Source organism: Micromonospora halophytica, assembly GCF_900090245.1.
Taxonomy (GTDB): domain Bacteria; phylum Actinomycetota; class Actinomycetes; order Mycobacteriales; family Micromonosporaceae; genus Micromonospora; species Micromonospora halophytica.
The window spans coordinates 296,208-313,417 of the sequence record NZ_FMDN01000002.1 but is presented as its reverse complement, the minus strand read 5'-3'; the positions used below and the strand labels follow the sequence as shown (position 1 = coordinate 313,417).

The 17,210-nt window shown below is 74.9% G+C and carries 12 protein-coding genes and 2 pseudogenes; 7 read left to right on the top strand and 7 right to left on the bottom strand.

The genetic code is table 11. The features are described 5' to 3' along the window. Positions 1-450: 450 nt before the first annotated feature. Together GA0070560_RS30020 and GA0070560_RS04090 are read right to left on the bottom strand one after the other, a co-directional pair. A pseudogene (locus tag GA0070560_RS30020) lies at positions 451-1,790 on the bottom strand (serine/threonine-protein kinase); the annotation flags it as partial. A gap of 58 nt (positions 1,791-1,848) precedes the next feature. Further along, positions 1,849-2,049: a hypothetical protein gene (locus GA0070560_RS04090; protein ID WP_091291483.1), complete on the bottom strand. Its 201-nt coding sequence runs from the start codon at positions 2,047-2,049 to the stop codon at positions 1,849-1,851. A gap of 204 nt (positions 2,050-2,253) precedes the next feature. Between GA0070560_RS04090 and GA0070560_RS04085 the strand changes: the two genes are divergently transcribed. Both GA0070560_RS04085 and GA0070560_RS04080 read left to right on the top strand, forming a co-directional pair. Then, positions 2,254-2,454, top strand: a complete 201-nt coding sequence (locus GA0070560_RS04085) for a hypothetical protein (RefSeq protein ID WP_091291480.1) — start codon at positions 2,254-2,256, stop codon at positions 2,452-2,454. After that, the gene (locus GA0070560_RS04080) at positions 2,454-3,251 is read left to right on the top strand and encodes a site-2 protease family protein (RefSeq protein WP_091291478.1); all 798 of its coding nucleotides are present in this window, start codon (positions 2,454-2,456) and stop codon (positions 3,249-3,251) included. The genes GA0070560_RS04085 and GA0070560_RS04080 overlap by 1 nt, the downstream gene beginning before the upstream one ends. 324 nt (positions 3,252-3,575) lie before the next feature. On the opposite strand, the gene GA0070560_RS04075 is transcribed toward GA0070560_RS04080, so the two are convergent. Together GA0070560_RS04075 and GA0070560_RS29280 are read right to left on the bottom strand one after the other, a co-directional pair. Then, positions 3,576-4,574 (bottom strand): aldo/keto reductase family protein, encoded by a 999-nt coding sequence (locus GA0070560_RS04075; RefSeq protein WP_091291476.1) that lies wholly within the window; start codon positions 4,572-4,574, stop codon positions 3,576-3,578. A 58-nt stretch (positions 4,575-4,632) separates the two neighbouring features. Beyond that, complete coding sequence (locus tag GA0070560_RS29280; protein ID WP_245675342.1) at positions 4,633-8,961, bottom strand: WG repeat-containing protein; 4,329 nt, start codon at positions 8,959-8,961, stop codon at positions 4,633-4,635. Between the two features lie 294 nt (positions 8,962-9,255). Here GA0070560_RS29280 and GA0070560_RS04065 point away from each other — a divergent pair, with 294 nt between their 5' ends. The 3 genes and pseudogenes from GA0070560_RS04065 to GA0070560_RS04055 all read left to right on the top strand — a co-directional run. Further along, positions 9,256-9,975, top strand: coding sequence for an ABC transporter permease (locus tag GA0070560_RS04065; protein WP_425412597.1), 720 nt, complete (start codon positions 9,256-9,258; stop codon positions 9,973-9,975). 70 nt (positions 9,976-10,045) lie between these two features. Beyond that, positions 10,046-10,861 carry an ABC transporter permease gene (locus GA0070560_RS04060; protein WP_091291471.1) on the top strand — a complete coding sequence of 272 codons (816 nt, stop codon included), beginning with the start codon at positions 10,046-10,048 and terminating at the stop codon, positions 10,859-10,861. Positions 10,862-10,902: 41 nt separating this feature from the next. Beyond that, positions 10,903-11,829 (top strand): annotated as a pseudogene (locus GA0070560_RS04055) (ABC transporter ATP-binding protein); the annotation flags it as partial. 85 nt (positions 11,830-11,914) lie between these two features. On the opposite strand, the gene GA0070560_RS04050 reads toward GA0070560_RS04055, so the two are convergent. From GA0070560_RS04050 to nadA, 3 genes are all read right to left on the bottom strand, one after another. After that, on the bottom strand, positions 11,915-12,559 hold the full coding sequence (locus tag GA0070560_RS04050) for a DUF3043 domain-containing protein (RefSeq protein ID WP_091291466.1): 645 nt from the start codon (positions 12,557-12,559) through the stop codon (positions 11,915-11,917). A gap of 36 nt (positions 12,560-12,595) precedes the next feature. Beyond that, on the bottom strand, positions 12,596-13,951 hold the full coding sequence (gene murA / locus GA0070560_RS04045; protein ID WP_091291463.1) for a UDP-N-acetylglucosamine 1-carboxyvinyltransferase: 1,356 nt from the start codon (positions 13,949-13,951) through the stop codon (positions 12,596-12,598). Positions 13,952-14,176: 225 nt separating this feature from the next. Beyond that, positions 14,177-15,376 carry a quinolinate synthase NadA gene (gene nadA / locus GA0070560_RS04040; protein WP_091291935.1) on the bottom strand — a complete coding sequence of 400 codons (1,200 nt, stop codon included), beginning with the start codon at positions 15,374-15,376 and terminating at the stop codon, positions 14,177-14,179. A gap of 68 nt (positions 15,377-15,444) precedes the next feature. Between nadA and GA0070560_RS04035 the strand changes: the two genes are divergently transcribed. Then, complete coding sequence (locus tag GA0070560_RS04035) at positions 15,445-16,581, top strand: glycerate kinase family protein (protein WP_091291460.1); 1,137 nt, start codon at positions 15,445-15,447, stop codon at positions 16,579-16,581. 161 nt (positions 16,582-16,742) lie between these two features. Continuing rightward, a complete protein-coding gene (gene erpA / locus GA0070560_RS04030) occupies positions 16,743-17,111 on the top strand; it encodes an iron-sulfur cluster insertion protein ErpA (protein WP_088975347.1) in 369 nt (122 codons plus the stop codon). Positions 17,112-17,210 lie beyond the last annotated feature (99 nt).

Here is a 17,210-nt window from a genome sequence, read left to right as displayed (position 1 = left end):
CTCGAAACGGCTGCCGTAGCTGGCGCCGCCGGTCGCGCCACCCCACTTCACGCAGGTGCCGGCGGCCCCGGCCCGGACCGGTCCGGCGTAGTACTCGAACGCGCCGCCGTCGGTGCCGCGCGGCTTGCCCTGCACCTCCAGGTACGCCGACACCGTGGTCCGTTCGCCGACCGCCGTCTCCTTCATGGTGACCACGCAGTTCGCCTTGGTGGAGCCGTTCCACAGCAGGTACACCCGCCCCTTGCGGACGCCGCCGGAGGTCAGCGTCGCCGAGTCGACGACCTGGTAGCCGCTGCCGCAGACCTGCACCGGGGTGTACGGGTTCTTCCGCTGCGGTTCGGTGGCGGTGGTACCCGGCTGCGGGGCGGTGCTGGTGGACGCCCCGGCCGCGGGCTCGCCGCCCGGGCGGGGACCGGTCGTGGCGGTGGTCGGGGCAGCCGAGGCCGACCGGGTGCCGGTGCCGCTCGCGCCGGGCCTCGGCCGCACGCCGCGCGTGCCGGTCGCCTCCGGTACCGGCTGCGGAGCCGCCACCGTCGCCGACCCTTCCCGCAGCGCCGTACCGCCGCCCCGGGCCGGCTCGTCCGGTTGCAGCGCCACCACCGCACCGACCCCGGCCAGCACGGCCGTCACCGCACCCGCCGCCCCGGCCAGCGCCAACCGCCGCCGGACCACGCCGCCGGCCCGATCCTCCCGGGTCGGGCTGCCATCCGGTGCCACGTACCGGCTCGAGTGGCCCGCCGGCGGGGTCGCCTGCTGCCCACTCCCCGCCACGGGGCCAGCGCCGGACGGGGCCGGCGGTCCGGACGGGGCCGGCGGTCTGGACGGGGCCGGCGGTCTGGACGGTCCGGACGGTCCGGACGGTCCGGACGGGACGGACGGTCCGGACGGGACGGACGGCGTCGGCAGGGCGGGGCCCTCCAGCGCCCACGGCGGGCGCGGCGGCGACGCCAGCACGGCGAGCGTGGCGTCCCGGGCGTCGAGGGCGCCGCCGGCCAGGGCCGCCGCGGTGGGCCACCGGTCGTCCGGGCTCTTGGCCAGCGCCCGTTCGATCACCGCCGCCACCGCAGGCGGGGTGCCCGGGGCAGTGGCGCCGGCTCGTCCTGGGCTTGCCGCAGGGCCACCTGCAGCGGGTTCTCCCCGGCGAACGGCGGCTGCCCGGCCAGGCAGTAGTACGCCACCGCGCCGAGCGCGTAGACGTCCGTGGCCGCCGAGACCGGCTGGCCGGTCGCCTGCTCCGGCGACATGTACGACGCGGTGCCCAGCACCATGTGCGCCGCGGTGAGCGAGGCCATGGTGCTGGACCGGGCGATGCCGAAGTCGACCAGCACCACCGTCCCGTCCCGCTTCACCAGCAGGTTGCCGGGCTTGACGTCCCGGTGCACGATGCCGGCGGTGTGCGCGGCGTGCAGCGCCGCGGCGGCCTGCGCCACCACGGACATGGTCGACGCCGGGTCGAGCCGGCCGGCCCGCCGCACCCAGGTGACCAGTGGCTCCCCGTCGACGTACTCCATCACCAGGTAGCTGACCTGGCTGCCGTCGGCCAGCGTCGCCGAGCCGAAGTCGTGCACCGCGACGATGCCCGGGTGCCGCAACGCGGCCATCATCCGGGCCTCGGCGTGGAAGCGGGTGGTGAACTCGGGGTCCTCGACCAGTGACGGCAGCAGCACCTTCACCGCCACCTCACGGTCGAGCAGGGTGTCGACGCACCGCCAGACCGCGCCCATGCCGCCGGTCGCCACACGTTCGCTCAGCCGATACCGGTTGCTGAGCACCACTCCCTTTGTCAGCACCGCGTTACCGTACCGGCCGGTCGTGGGGGCCGTGGCCGCCCGCCGGGGTGCGTGGGGCCTACCGGGGCGACTGGTACCGGTAGTCGTTGGGGTTGACCGCCGCCGGCTTCGGATCCTCCTGCCAGGCACCCTCTCCGGGGCGTGCGACGAGCGAGTCCAGCAGCTCCTCCCGGTCCATGTGCTGCGCCCCCGCGATGCCACCCCGGACCGCGATCGTCCGCAGCTCCTCGGTGTCCCTGTCGTGCAGCGGTTGCTCCATGGTTGCCTCCTCGGGCCCGTCGGCGGTCCTCGACCGCGCCGTCGCGAGCGTCCCGATGCCCATACCCGGACAGGAGCCGGGAAACCCTGCGCCGCCGCGCGTGGTCCGCGCCCGCCGGACGACAGGTCGGGCCGTCGGGCGAGAGGCCGACTACGCTTGCGGGGTCCGTCCCGGGGACGGTGGAGCGGCGAGGGGAGACGCGGCATGGCGTGGAGCTGGCGGTACGAGGGCGCGGACGGCGCGGCGGTCGAGGGGCCGACGGAGTCGTTCGGCAGTCAGGCGGACGCCGAATCGTGGATCGGCCAGACCTGGCGGGAGCTCGCGGCGTCCGGCGTCACCTCGGTCGCGCTCGTCGAGGACGATCGCGTCGAGTACCGGATGAGCCTGCTGCCGACGGCGGAGTGATGGCGTACGACCGCCCGGGGGAGCCGCTGGTGCTCGGCGTGCCCCGGGCGGCGTTCCGCCCCAGCCCGGTCTTCCTCGCCCTGGTCGCGATCTTCGTGGCCAGCGGGGTGATGGCCTGGAACGGGTTCGGCAACGTCCGGTTCGACGTGTTCCTCTTCGTGGTGTCGGGCTGGCTGGTCTCGCTCTGCCTGCACGAGTACGCCCACGCGGTGGTCGCGTTCCGGGCCGGCGACCGGGACATCGCCCACCGGGGCTACCTGACGTTGAACCCGCTCAAGTACACCCATCCGCTGCTGTCGATCGTGCTGCCCGTGGTGGTGGTGCTGCTCGGCGGCATCGGCCTGCCCGGCGGCGCGGTCTGGGTGGACCGGCACGCCATCCCGGGCCGGCTGCGGCACACCCTGGTCAGCCTCGCCGGCCCGGCCACCAACGTGCTGTTCACCCTGGTGCTGGTGGCGGCGCTGCGGCTCGGCAGCGCGGCGTTCGGCGGGCCCGTCGAGTTCTGGGCCGGGTTGGCGCTGCTGGCGTTCCTCCAGCTCACCGCGAGCCTGCTCAACCTGCTGCCGGTGCCCGGCCTGGACGGCGGCAACATGATCCAGCCCTGGCTGAGCCCGCAGTACCGCCGGATGTACGACCTGTTCGCGCCGTACGGCTTCATCCTGCTCTTCGCGCTGCTGTGGAATCCGCGCATCGGCGGCTGGTTCTTCGACGCGGTCTTCGCCATCGGCGACCTGCTCGGCCTGCCGCCCTGGCTGTACGCGCTGGGGCTGGACCTGATCCGCTTCTGGCAGGGCTGACCGCCGGCCGGCACCCGTGTGCGACACCGTCTTCGGCGCTCGGGGTGAGGGTCGCGGACGCTACGGACCTGATCGCACAGATGGATCGGTGCTCCGCCGATCCATCTGTGAGTTCAAGTCCGTAGCGCCCATGCTCCCTCCCCGCCGGAAGGCGGCCAGGGCCGGCCGAGCCGCCCCGATCACGCGGTACCGGCCCGCGTCGGCCCGGCCGGGCCGACGCCCTCGCCGCCGGGAGCCGCCGCGCAGCGGCGGGGCGGCGTCAGGCCCGGCGTACCCGGGAAAAGGGCCGGGCCGGCGCGGAGGCCGCGCCGGCCCGGCAGGGTGTCACGGACGCTGGGCCGGGCTCTCGGTCCTGGCCGCGTCCCGCTCGGTGACCGGCTCGACGATCTCGTCGATCGCCTTGAGCAGGTCGGCGTCGAGCTTCACGCCGGACGCCTTGACGTTGTCGTGCACCTGCTCCGGCCGGGACGCCCCGATGATCGCCGAGGCGACGTTCGGGTTCTGCAGCACCCAGGCGACGGCGAGCTGCGGCATGGTCAGCCCGGCCTGCTCCGCGAGGGGCCTGAGCCGCTGCACCCGGGTCAGCACCTCGTCGGTCAGCCAGTGGGCGATGAACCCGGCGCCCGACTTCTCGTCGGTGGCCCGGGAGCCGGCCGGCGGCGGCTGCCCCGGCAGGTACTTGCCGGAGAGCACGCCCTGCGCCATCGGCGACCAGACGATCTGCGACACGCCCAGCTCCTCGCTGGTGGGTACGACCTCGGTCTCGATGACCCGCCACAGCATCGAGTACTGCGGCTGGTTGGAGACCAGCGGGATGCGCAGCTCCCGGGCCAGGGCGTGGGCCTCGCGGATCTGCGACGCCTTCCACTCGGAGACGCCGATGTAGTGCGCCTTGCCGGAGTGCACGACGTCGGCGAACGCCTCCATCGTCTCCTCCAGCGGCGTGCTGTAGTCGTACCGGTGGGCCTGGTAGAGGTCGACGTGGTCGGTGCGCAGCCGGCGCAGCGAGCCGTTGATCGACTCCATGATGTGCTTGCGGGACAGGCCCCGGTCGTTGCGGCCCGGGCCGGTCGGCCAGTAGACCTTCGTGAAGATCTCCAGCCCCTCGCGACGCTCACCCGCCAGCGCCCTGCCGAGCACCTCCTCGGCCCGGGTGCCGGCGTACACGTCGGCGGTGTCGAAGGTGGTGATGCCGGTGTCCAGGGCGGCCCGGACACAGGCCAGCGCCGCCTCCTCCTCGACCTGGGAACCGTGGGTGATCCAGTTGCCGTACGAGATCTCGCTGACCATCAGGCCCGAGCGGCCTAGGTGTCGGAATTCCATGCTTCCGACCCTAGTCCGGTCCGATCATGACCACCGGTCGGCGCGGTGGCGGGGTGGCTCAGAGCACCGGGTGGGCGTCGGCCAGCAGCAGGTCGATCTCGGCCAGCACCGCGTCGCGGCCCGGGTGCACCGGGTCGATCAGTGACCCGCCGTCCCGGTCCAGCGCCCCCCAGCGGCCGGTACCGTCGGTGGCCAGGAAGGCCACCGGGTGGATCACCAGCGCCGGATGGGCCGGCGCCACCAGCACCTTCCCGGCCCGGTTCACCACGCCGCGCAGGCCGCCGACCTCCACCACGGCCAGCCCTTCGTCGGTGAACCCGTCCACCTGCCGGCCGTCGGCCAGCACTGTGCGAAAGCCGTGGTAGCGGGGCGGGACGACCATCCGGCCGTCGCGGTTCACCGCCCCCCAGCCGCCCCGGCGGACCGCGGCCACGCCGCCCCGGAACGGGCGTACCTCCTCGAAACCGCCGTGCGTCACCTCGGTGCCGTCCGGCTCGATCGCCGTCCAGTCCGCGTCCCCACCGCGGGACACCCAGGCCAGGCCGTCGGAGAAGGCGCGCACCCCCGGGTACGCCGGGGCGAGCAGGATCGCTCCGGTCTCGTCGACCAGCTCCCAACCCGGGGCGTCCGGACGGCGTACCCAGGCCTTGCCCTCGGAGAAGGGCTGCGCCTCGGCGTAGGTGTAGCCGATCACCAGCTCGCCGTCGGTGTCCGCGTAACCCCACAGACCCAGGCCGCCGTCGAACGTGGGCACCGGGGAGCGGTGTCCGCGCAACACCTCCTCCCGGGTCCGGGGGTACGGCCCGAAGCCGCCCCGGGCCGCCGCCCGCGCGTGCACGGCGTCCAGCGAGATCCTGATCCGCTCGGTCAGCTCCGGGTCGTCGGCGCGGCGCAGGTCCAACGCCCGCTCGAAGTGCTCGCACGCCTCCATCAGCCGGCCCTGGTCGTAGCAGGACCGGCCCGCGTGCTCGTGCAGGGCTGCCCGCAGCCGGTCCGGCAACTCCGTCGAGTTGGCCTCGGCGAAGAGCCGGTCGGCCTCGGCGTGCTCGCCCTTGCGGCGCAGCACCTCCGCCAACCGGGCCCGGGCCAGAGCGGTCCGCCGCAGTTCCCCGGTCGCCTCGGCGTACGTGAGGGCGAGCCGGCCGTCGGCGAGGGCGTCGTCCAGGTCGTCCACGACGCGGGAGACCACGGCACGCAGGCTCAGCAGCCGGGCGCGGGCCCGGTTGTCCAGGGAGACGCCCAGCTTCTCGGTCAGTCGCCGTCGCAGCGTCCGCAACTCGTCCGGGTCGTCGACGACCTCGCACAGGGTGTCCTGGTCGAGCCGCCACCGGTACCCGGCCAGCACCTGCTCCGGGTCGCCCTGAGCGACGGTGGCGGTGGCCGGCGGGGCGGCCTTCGGTGCCGACGGCGCGGTGTCGGGCGCGGTCGCCGCCGGTGCCGTGGTGGCCTGCGGAGCCGGCCCGTCCGGCGGCTGGTCCGTCGGGGTGGCCGGGTGCGGGTCGGGCTCGTCCGCCGGCCTGGTGTCCTGCACCGTCGGCTCGCTCGCCGGGCCTGCCGGCGGGACGGACGCCGGGACGGCCGGAAGGTCCGCCGCGCGCGTCTCGTCGTCAGGTTCCGGCTGCGCGGAGTCCGCCCTGGTGGCCGTGTCCTCGACCGGTTCCGGACGGTGACCGGCGGTCACGGTGGGCCCCGGGTCGTGCTGGTCGGTCGGCCCGTCGGCGACGGGGGTCGGCGCGGCCGACGGGTCCGACCCCTCGGGAGCGGTCGGCGCGGAGACGGGGCGGGACGCCTCGTCAGCCGTCGTGGCGGCCTCGTCGGAGGCTGCCCCGGGTCGCCGGGCCACCGGGTCCGCCGCCGGCCGGGCGCCGACGCCGACAACCGGGGGCGCGGACACCTGAGCCGCAGGTGCGGACAGCTGTGTGGGCGGTGCGGACACCGGGACGGGCGGCGCGGACACCGGTCGGGCGGCCAGGGGAGGCCCGGAGACGGGCCGCCCGACCACCGGCGGTACGGGGGCGGCCGGCGTCGGACCGGCGTCCTCGGCGGTGTCGGCAGGGACGGCCGGGCGCGGCGCCGCCCCGGGCGCCACAGGCGACGGCACCGGGGCGGGCGGCGCCGACACCGGGCGGGCGTCGACCGGCGCCGCCACCTGGTTCTCCTGGGGATCAGCGACCGGGACGACCGGTGGAGTCGTGGCGGGCCAGACCACCGGAACCGGGCCGGGATCCACCGGGTCGCGGGGAGCCGCGTCCGTCGGCGGCGTCGGGCGCACGGCCGACGACCGCGCGCCGTCCGCGCCGGCCGGCGCGGAGACCGACGGTGGTGTCGACACCGGCCGGACGGGGGTGGCAGGGGGATCGGGCGTGACCGGCGGGGCGGAGACGGGCTGATCCGACCCCGACACCCGGCCGGACTGCGGCGACGCGGCGCCGGACGGCGACGCGTCCGGGGTCGCTGCCGGCGCGTAGCCGGTCGGCTGCGAGGCCGGGCCCGTCGGCGTCGGCCGGGCAATGCCCGCTGCGCCGTCAGTGGGTGTCGGGCGGGCCGCCGGGACGCCGGAGGAGCCGTCCCGGCCGACGGGTGCCCCGGTCGCCGGAGCGTCCTCGGACGAGGACGGCGGCACCGGTTTGGCCGGCCGGAACCAGGCTTCCGCGCTGTTGGGCACGGTGGTGCGGGGCGGGGGCGCCACGGGGTCGGGAGCGGGCGACGGCGGTACGTACCGACGGGGACGTTCCGGGGTGATCTCCAGGGCCGGGCCGTCGGCCGCCCGTGCCGCGGACTGCGGACCCGGCTCGCCCCCCGGGCCCCCGGAGACCGGCCGGGCGTCGGCGGACCTGTCGACGGGCGCGCCCGACGTCGGCCGGTCGACGTCGGGCGTGGGCCGGGCGACGGACCGTTCGGGCGTGGGCCGGGCCTGGTCGGGGCGGGCAGGTGCGCCGGAGGTGGGTCGGGGGACGCCTGGGCCATCGGCCGTGGACCAGGTGACGGGTCGGCCGGGTGCGCCGGAGGTCGGCCGGGCGGTGGCGGGCCCGTCCGTGGCGGGGCGGGCGATGCCCGGGCCCGCCACGGGGACGCCCGGGACAGGCGGACCGGAGACCGGAGCACCGGAGATCGGCGCGGGGGAGATCGGCGCGGGGGAGATCGGGCGGCCCGGTGCGGTCGGGCCGTGACCGGGGCGCGTCGGCGGGACCGGCCCGGCGGCGCCGGGGACCTGGCCGCGCGCGGCGGGACGGTCGTCGTGGCGGCCAGGCCGGGGATCGGTCCCGGGCGGGGGCTCCACCGGGCGGCGCTGGTCGGGACGTGGCTCCGGCTGGCGCGCGTACTCGGGCCGTGCCGTACCGGGTCGATGCCCGGCGTCACGGTCGCGCGGCCACGGCTCGCGGTACGCCTCGGCGGGCGGAGCGGCCTCCCGTGGCCGCCGGTCCGGGTACGCCTCGGCCCGGGCGGACGACTCGCGCCAGGGGCCACGCTCCTCGGAGCGCCGGCGCTCGTCGAGGTACGGCCGCTCGTCCGGGCGGCGGTACCCGTCCGGCTGCGGGTGCGGGTCGTTGCGCCGCTGGTCGTCGTACCCGCGCTGCCACCGCTCGTCCGGCCGGGGCGGCAGCCGGTGGCCGTCGTCGTACCCGGGCGGGCGGCGATCGTCGTACCCGCGGGGGGCCGGTGGACGGTCGTCGTACTCGCGGCGGCGACGCTCGTCGTGTTCGCGGTAGCGGCCGGGGATCTCCCGGTCGGTGCGACCCCGGTGGTCGCCGGGGCCCGGCTCGCGGGTGTCGCGCCGCCGGTCGTGCCCACCATGGTGGGGCGGCAGCGCCTCGCCCGGCTCGGGCAGCCAACCGGGCTCACCGCCCCGGACCGGCTCGGGCCGGGGGCCGGGGGAGACCGGGGTGACCCCGGCCGCGGGGCGCTGCGGCCGGCCGTCGTACCGGTCGGGGGCACCACGGTCGGGGGCGCTGCGGTCGGGGTGCCAGGCGGCCTCGCGGGAGCGTTCGGCAGGGCCGGGGCGCTGCTGGTCGGGGCGGCGGCCGGCGTGCCGGTCCGGCTCGGGCTGGCGGCGCTCGCGCACCCAGACCCGCTCGCCGGCCGGCGGCCGGTACGGCTCGTCCTCGGGTCGCTCGTCGTCGACCGGGTGGCCGGTCCAGCGGGACAGGTCCTCGTCGTGGTCGGCCCAGGACCGCCCGAGGTACGTGCCGTCGGGGCGGGTCGGGGCGAGCGGGGGCACCTCGGCGCGGCCGATCGCGGCGGCGCGTCCGCGTGCGGGTGGCGGGACGTGCCGGGAGCCGATGTCGCCCGGGTAGCGCTGGCCGGGAAACTGGGGGTGCCATTCGGTGGTCGGCTCCACCACCCAGGAGGGCTCGGCCGGATCGTTCCAGCGGTAGCCGCTGCTCATCGGGAGCCCTTGACGTCGCGCGTGCGGCGCGGCCCGATGCCCGGCTCGCGTCGCTCGCTCACGGCGGTGTCACCTCGTTGGAAATTGTCGTGCCGGGGGCCCTCACCTGCCGGTAGAGTCGCCCGACCCGGCACGGCAAGGCTGCGGATGGAGGGTAGCGGCGTGGGCTCGGTCACCGCCACTGTGGCACCGCCCACGGACTCAAACGTTATCCCACGGTTTCGGACATTTTGGGCCATATCACGATCTGGCTTCCGACGATACGCCACCTACCGGCAGGCCGCCGTGGCGGGCGTGGTCACCAATTCGGTCTTCGGCTTCCTGAAGTGTTACGTGCTGCTCGCCGTGGCCGGCACCGCCGGCGCGGCCGCCGGATACGACCGGGCGCAGATCGCGACGTTCGTCTGGGCCGGCCAGGGGCTGCTCGCGGTGATCCTGCTCTGGGGCTGGACCGACCTGGCCGACCGGATCCGCACCGGTGACGTCGCGACCGACCTGCTCCGCCCGGTGGACCCGGTGACCAGCTACCTCGCCACCGACCTGGGCCGCGCCGGGTACGCCGCCCTGGCCCGGATGCTGCCCCCGGTGCTCGTCGGGCCCCTCTTCTTCGACGTCCACCTGCCCACCCGCTGGGCGACCCTGCCGCTCTTCCTCACCTCGGCGGTGCTGGCCGTGGTGCTCTGCTTCGCCTGCCGGTTCCTGGTCAACGCCACCGCGTACTGGTTGCAGGACGTGCGCGGGCCGATGATCCTCTGGACGCTCGGCTCCGGCGTGCTGGCCGGGCTCTACTTCCCGCTGCGCTTCCTGCCCGAGGGCGTCCAGTGGACGCTCTGGCTGGGCACGCCGTTCCCGAGCCTGTTGCAGACCCCGCTCGACGTGCTGGTCGAGCGGGACCCGACGCCCACCCAGGTCGGGCTGGTCGCGCTCCAGGCCGGCTGGGCGGTGCTCCTGCTGGCCGGCTGCCGGTGGGTGCAGCGCCGGGCCGAGCGGCGGCTGGTGGTGCAGGGTGGCTGAGCCCTCCGGCGGAACGCCGGTGGCATGCAGGGTGGCTGAGCCGTCCGGCGGGACGCCGGTGGCGGACAGGGTGGCTGAGCCGTCCGGCGGGACGCTGACCGCGTACCGGGCGCTGCTCGGGGCGCAGGCACGCTCCCAGACGGCGTACCGGACCTCCTTCGTGGTCGACCTGCTGGGCAACGTCGGGGCCACCGTCTTCGACGTGCTGACCGTCCTGGTGCTCTACGGGGTGACCCGGGAGCTGGGCGGGTTCACCCTGCGCGAGACGCTGGTGATGGTCGGGCTGACCGCCGTCGCGTTCGCCACCGCCGACCTGCTGGTCGGCAACGTCGAGCGGCTGCCCCGGTACGTGCGCACCGGCCTGTTCGACGCCGTGCTGCTGCGGCCGCTCGGCGCGTTGCCCCAGCTGCTGCTGATGGACCTGCCGCTGCGCAAGGTCTCCCGGGCGCTGTTCGGGCTGGCGGTGTGGGTGGCGGCGCTGTCCGTCGCAGGCATCGAGTGGACCCCGGCCCGGGTGGTGCTCGCCGTGGTCGCCCCGCTGGCCGCGGTCGTCTTCTTCGGCGCGGTCTTCGTCGCCACCGCCACCGTCTCGTTCTTCTGGGTGGAGTCGGGGGAACTGGCCAACTCGGTCACCTACGGCGGGCGCGACTTCACGTCGTACCCGGTCACGGTCTTCGAGGGCTGGTTCCGCGCGGCCTTCGCGTACGGTCTGGGATTCGCCTTCGTCAGCTACCAGCCGGCGCTTGCGCTGCTCGGCCGCGCCGACCCGCTCGGCCTGCCGGCCTGGGCCGGCTGGGCCGCCCCGGGCGTCGCGCTGGTCGCCCTCGCCGGCGCGGCCGCGGCCTGGCGCGTCGGTGTCCGCCACTACCGGAGTACGGGGTCATGAGCCTGGTCATCGACGCGCAGGGACTGCGCAAGGAGTTCACGGTACGGGTCAAGGCCGGCCGGCTGCGCCGCAGGAAGCGCGTGGTCACCGCCGTCGACGGGGTGGACCTGCGGGTCGACCGGGGCGAGATGCTCGGCTACATCGGTCCGAACGGGGCCGGCAAGTCCACCACGCTGAAGATGCTCACCGGGGTGCTGACCCCGTCGGCGGGGGAGGTCCGGGTCTGCGGGCTGCGCCCGGTGGCCGAGCGCACCCGGCTGGCGCTCGGTGTCGGCGTGGTGTTCGGGCAGCGTTCGCAGCTCTGGTGGGACCTGCCGCTGCGGGACTCGTTCGACCTGCTCCGGCACGTCTACCGGGTGCCGGCCGACGCGCACGCCGCCCGGCTGCGCCGCTGCCGGGGCCTGCTCGACCTCGACGGCTTCCTGGACACCCCGGTCCGGCAGCTCTCCCTCGGCCAGCGGATGCGCGGCGAGCTGACCGCCGCCCTGCTGCACGGGCCGCAGGTGCTCTTCCTGGACGAGCCGACGATCGGCCTGGACGTGGTGAGCAAGCAGGCGGTCCGGGACTTCCTCGCCGAGCTGGGCCGGGCCGGCGACACGACGCTGGTGCTCACCACCCACGACCTGGCCGACATCGAGCGGCTCTGCCGCCGACTGGTGGTGATCGACCACGGCCGGGTGGTGCACGACGGCACGATCGCCGATCTGCACGGCCGGTACGGCTCCCGGCGGCTGGTCGTCGCCGAACTGGACGCCCCGCTGGCCACGCCCCCGGTGCTGCCGGGCGCACCGCTCGCGCGGGTGGAGACCGACGGGCGCCGCCTGGTGTACGCGCTGGAGTCGGCGGGGGTGGCGCAGGTGGTCTCGGGGCTGGCCGGTCTGGCCACGCTGCGCGACATCTCGGTCGTGGAGCCGGACATCGAGGAGGTGGTGGCCCGGCTCTACCGGGCCGCCGTCCCGGTGCGCTGACCCGCCCGCACGCGCCAGCCCTCACCACGGACGACGGCCCCCACCCGGGGCACCCGGGCGAGGGCCGTCGGACGGCCGGTCGCGGTCAGATCTTGTCGCCGATGTTCACCTGGGGCGCGGGGGCGCGCATCCGGCGGAAGGTGATCGCCCGCATGATCGCGTAGAGGTAGAGCGAGCCCATCCGCTCACCGCTGTTCGGGAACCGCTCCCGGACCAGCTTCCTGATCCGGCGGGAGATCAGGATCGAGTCGATCACGACGCCGAGCGCGAGCGCGCCCCAGATCACGTTCGACGCGAGCCGGATCGCCGGCGGCATCGCCTGGTTGGAGCCGATCAGCACGATCAGCGCGCCGCCGAAGAACCAGGTGCCGACCGTACGCCGGGAGTCGACCACGTTGCGGGCCAGCAGCCGCACGGGGCCCCGGTCGCGCGGGCCGCCCTCGCGCCGGAACTCGGCGGCGGCCTCGGCGCGTGCCTTGCGGCGCTGCTCCCGGGCCTCCTCCTTGGTCAGCGGCTTCACCGGACCGGCGGGGCGGCGCCCGGCGCCGGGACGCTTCGGGGTCTGCACCCCGAGCTCCTTCTTGCTGGGCGTGTAGCCCCGGGGACGCGCGGCGGGCGGCTCCTCGGTCACCACCGGGGTGGTGGCGGAGGAGTCGGAGTCGGCGGGCTTGCGACGAAACAGCGACGGCACGAGGTGAAGGGTAGCCAAACGCCGCCGCCCGGTGCACATCACGGGTGCACCGGGCGGTTCTCGACGTGACTCGCGTTACGGACGCTCGACGTGCGCGCCCAGGCTGGCCAGCTTCGCCTCGAAGTCCTCGTAGCCCCGGTTGATCAGGTCGACGCCGTACACCCGGGAGGTGCCCTCGGCGGCGAGCGCGGCGATCAGGTGGCTGAATCCGGCGCGCAGGTCCGGGATGACCAGGTCGGCCGCGTGCAGCTTGCTCGGGCCGGCGATCACCGCGGAGTGCTTGAAGTTGCGCCGGCCGAAGCGGCACGGGGTGCCGCCGAGGCAGTCCCGGTAGACCTGGATGTTGGCGCCCATGCTGTTCAGCGCCTCGGTGTAGCCCAGCCGCTGCTCGTAGACCGTCTCGTGGACGATCGACAGGCCGCGGGCCTGGGTCAGCGCGACGACCAGCGGCTGCTGCCAGTCGGTCATGAAGCCCGGGTGCACGTCGGTCTCCAACGCCACCGCGTTGAGTTCGCCGCCCGGGTGCCAGAACCGGATGCCGCCCTCCTGACCGGCGTCGCCCAGCTTCGGCGGACGGGAGTCGGTGACCTCGTACGCGCCGCCGACCGAGCGGAAGATGTTCAGGAAGGTCATCATGTCGACCTGCTGCGCGCCGAGCACCTCGACGTGACCGCGGGTGGCCAGCGCGGCCGCCGCCCAGCTCGCCGCCTCGATCCGGTCCGGGATCGGCCGGTGGGTGTAGCCGCTGAGCCGCTTCACGCCCTGGATCTCGATCACCCGGTCGGTGTGCACCTTGATGATCGCGCCCATCTTCTGCAGGATGCAGATCAGGTCGATGATCTCCGGCTCGACGGCGGCGTTGCGCAGTTCGGTGACGCCCTCGGCCATCACCGCGGTGAGCAGCACCTGCTCGGTCGCGCCCACGCTCGGGTACGGCAGGGCGAACTTGGTGCCGTGCAGCCCGTTCGGCGCCGACAGGTGCAGCCCTTCCGGGGTCTTCTCCACCGTCGCGCCGAACTCCCGCAGCGCCTGCAGGTGGAAGTCGATCGGGCGCGGCCCGATGTGGCAGCCGCCCAGGTCCGGGATGAAGGCGTGCCCGAGCCGGTGCAGCAGCGGGCCGCAGAACAGGATCGGGATCCGGCTGGAGCCGGCGTGCACGTTGATCTGGTCGGTGCTGGCGCTCTCGACGTTCGCCGGGTCGAAGACGAGTTCGCCCTCCTCCGCGCCGTCGCTGACCTTCACCCCGTGCAGGCCGAGCAGGCCCCGGACGACCTCGACGTCACGGATGCGCGGCACGTCGAACAACCGGCTGGGGGTGTCGCCCAGCAGGGCGGCGACCATCGCCTTGGAGACGAGGTTCTTCGCGCCGCGCACGCGGATCCGCCCTTCGAGCGGAGTACCTCCGTGTACGACCAGGACGTCATCGGTCAACGCAACCTCCAGCGCGTCGGGTGGTGCCTGTGTCGAGGATCGGGCCTGCGAACCGGTTCGGCTGTCAGCTACCCGCATCGGGATGGGCGCAAAACCGCCCGCGAATGTGTCGTCGCTCCGGCAGCATAGCCCTCGGTGACGAAAATGGAATCGGTCACATCACCGAGTACGGCACGAACCGGGGTTTCCGGTGCGTATCCGTACCAGTGATGTGACCGTCCGTGATCAGGCCGCCGCGGGGGGCGGGGTGTCCGCGCCGGGCAGCGCGAGCATCTGGTCCAGCGCCACCCGCGCGTGGTGCGCGGTGTCCCGGTCCACGGTGATCTGGTTGACCACCCGACCGGCGGCCAGCTCCTCCAGCGCCCAGACCAGGTGCGGCAGGTCGATCCGGTTCATCGTCGAGCAGTAGCAGACCGCCTTGTCCAGGAACATGATCTGCTTGTCCGGGTGGGCCAGCGCCAGCCGGCGGACCAGGTTCAGCTCGGTGCCCACCGCCCACGCCGAGCCGGCCGGAGCCGCCTCGATGGTCTTGATGATGTACTCCGTCGAACCGACGTGATCGGCGGCGGTGACCACCTCGTGCCGGCACTCCGGGTGGACCAGCACGTTGACCCCGGGCACCCGCTCGCGTACCTCGTTGACGCTGTCCAGGGTGAAGCGACCGTGCACCGAGCAGTGCCCGCGCCACAGGATCATCTTCGCGTCGCGCAGCTGCTGTTCGGTGAGCCCGCCGTTCGGCTTGTGCGGGTCGTACAGCACGCAGTCGTCCAGCGAGAGGCCCATCTCCAGCACGGCGGTGTTGCGGCCCAGGTGCTGGTCGGGCAGGAAGAGCACCTTCCCGCCCTGCTGGTACGCCCAGTCCAAGGCCCGCTTCGCGTTCGACGAGGTGCAGACCAGGCCGCCGTTGCGCCCGACGAAGCCCTTGATGTCCGCCGAGGAGTTCATGTACGTCACCGGGACGGTGTCGGCCGCGACGCCCAGTTCGGTCAGCACGTCCCAGGCGGTCTCGACCTGCGACAGCACCGCCATGTCGGCCATCGAGCAGCCGGCGGCCAGGTCGGGCAGGATCACCTTCTGCGCGTCCGAGGTGAGGATGTCGGCGCTCTCGGCCATGAAGTGCACGCCGCAGAAGACGATGTACTCCGCGTCCGGCCGGGCGGCCGCCTCGCGGGCCAGCTTGAACGAGTCGCCGGTGACGTCGGCGAACTGGATCACCTCGTCGCGCTGGTAGTGGTGGCCCAGCACGAAGACCTTCGTGCCGAGCGCGGCCTTGGCCGCCGCCGCCCGGGCCACCAGGTCGGGGTCGCTCGGCGCCGGCAGGTCACCCGGACACTCCACGCCACGCTCGGTGGCGGGGTCGCTGCCGCGGCCGAGGAGCAGCAGCGCAGTGGCGGTGTTGGAGGGCTCAACCCAGGTCGAAGTCACGCCTCCCATGGTCCCACAGCGTGGCGGCGACGCGGCCTCCGCCGGTGTGGGCTGCCACACTGCCAGGCATGCGCGTGCTGCTCTGTCCGGACAAGTTCGCCGGCACCCTGGCGGCCCAGGAGGTCGCCACCGCCGTCGCCGAGGGGTGGCGCGACGTCGCCGCCGGCGACGACCTGCTGATCAGACCGCTCGCCGACGGCGGGCCGGGGTTCGTCGCGGTGCTCGCCGACGCGCTCGGTGGCCGGCGGATCCCGGTGCCCACCGTCGACCCGCTCGGCCGGCCCGCCGCCGGTGAGATCCTGCTCACCGACGACGGCACCGCCTACCTGGAGAGCGCCCAGGCGTGCGGGCTGCACCTGCTCGCCGCCGCCGAACGCGACCCGAAGGCCACCACCTCGTACGGGCTGGGGACGCTGGTCACCGCCGCCGTCGAGCGGGGAGCCCGCACCGTGGTCGTCGGCCTGGGCGGTTCCGGCACCAACGACGGCGGGGCCGGCATGGTCACCGCGCTCGGCGGAACCCCGATCGACGACGCCGGTCGGGCCCTGCCGTACGGCGGGGCGGCGCTGGCCGGGGTCGCCGCGCTCGACGGCGTGCCCCGGCTGCGCGGGGCCACCCTGGTCGCCGCCACCGACGTGGACAACCCGTTGCTCGGGCTGCACGGCGCCAGCAACGTGTACGGCCCGCAGAAGGGGGCCAGCCGCGAGGACGTGCTGCTGCTCGACGCCGCGCTGGAGCGCTGGGCCGCCGTGCTGGAGAAGGACCTGCCGGGCTGCCCGCCCGGACTGGGCGCGCTGCCCGGCGGCGGTGCGGCCGGCGGGCTCGGCGCGGCGATCCTCGCCCTCGGCGGGCGGTGCGAGTCCGGTATCGACCTGGTCACCCGGGCGATCGGGCTGGACGCCGCCCTCGACGCCGCCGACCTGGTGATCACCGGGGAGGGCTCGTTCGACCACCAGTCGTTGCGCGGCAAGGTGGTCGCCGGGGTGGCTGGTGCGGCCCGGGACCGGGGGGTGCCCTGTGTGGTGCTGGCGGGACGGGTGAGCACCGGGAGGCGGGAGGCTGCCGCGGCCGGCGTCACCGACGCGTACAGCCTGGTGGAGCACTTCGGCGGGGAGGAGCACGGCGGGGTGGAGGCGGCGATGGGCCGACCGGCGGAGGGACTGCGGGCGCTGGGCGCCCGGCTGGCCCGGCAGTGGAGCCGCTGAGGCGCCCCTGCCGGCCGGTCACCTGCGGCGGTGCCCACGCCACCTGAGGTGGTCACGGCCGCGGCGGCGTACCATCGGATCCGGACCACACCGGGAATCACTGGACGACATGCGATGTTGGCCAGTGCGTCCGGACCAATACCGCGCAGGGAGATTTCCACGTGACCACGCCAGCGCAGACCGAGTCGACCGAGGCCCAGGCCCCTACTTCCGTCGTCCTCACCGACGTCGCGGCGCAGAAGGTCAAGGCCCTGATCGAGCAGGAGGGCCGCGACGACCTGCGGCTCCGTGTCGCGGTGCAGCCCGGTGGCTGCTCCGGCCTGCGGTACCAGCTCTTCTTCGACGAGCGGTCGCTCGACGGTGACGTCGTCTCCGACTTCGACGGTGTCGAGGTCGTCGTCGACCGGATGAGCGCCCCCTACCTGGCCGGGGCGACCATCGACTTCGCCGACCGCATCGACGCCCAGGGCTTCACCATCGACAACCCGAACGCGGGCAACTCCTGCGCCTGCGGCGACTCGTTCAGCTGAGTCGACACCGCCGTCGTGCGGCGGGGCCGTCCTCCGGGGCGGCCCCGCTGTCGTCTGCGCCGGGCCTGGGCAGGGTGATCCGGCGGCGCGGGCGCGGTC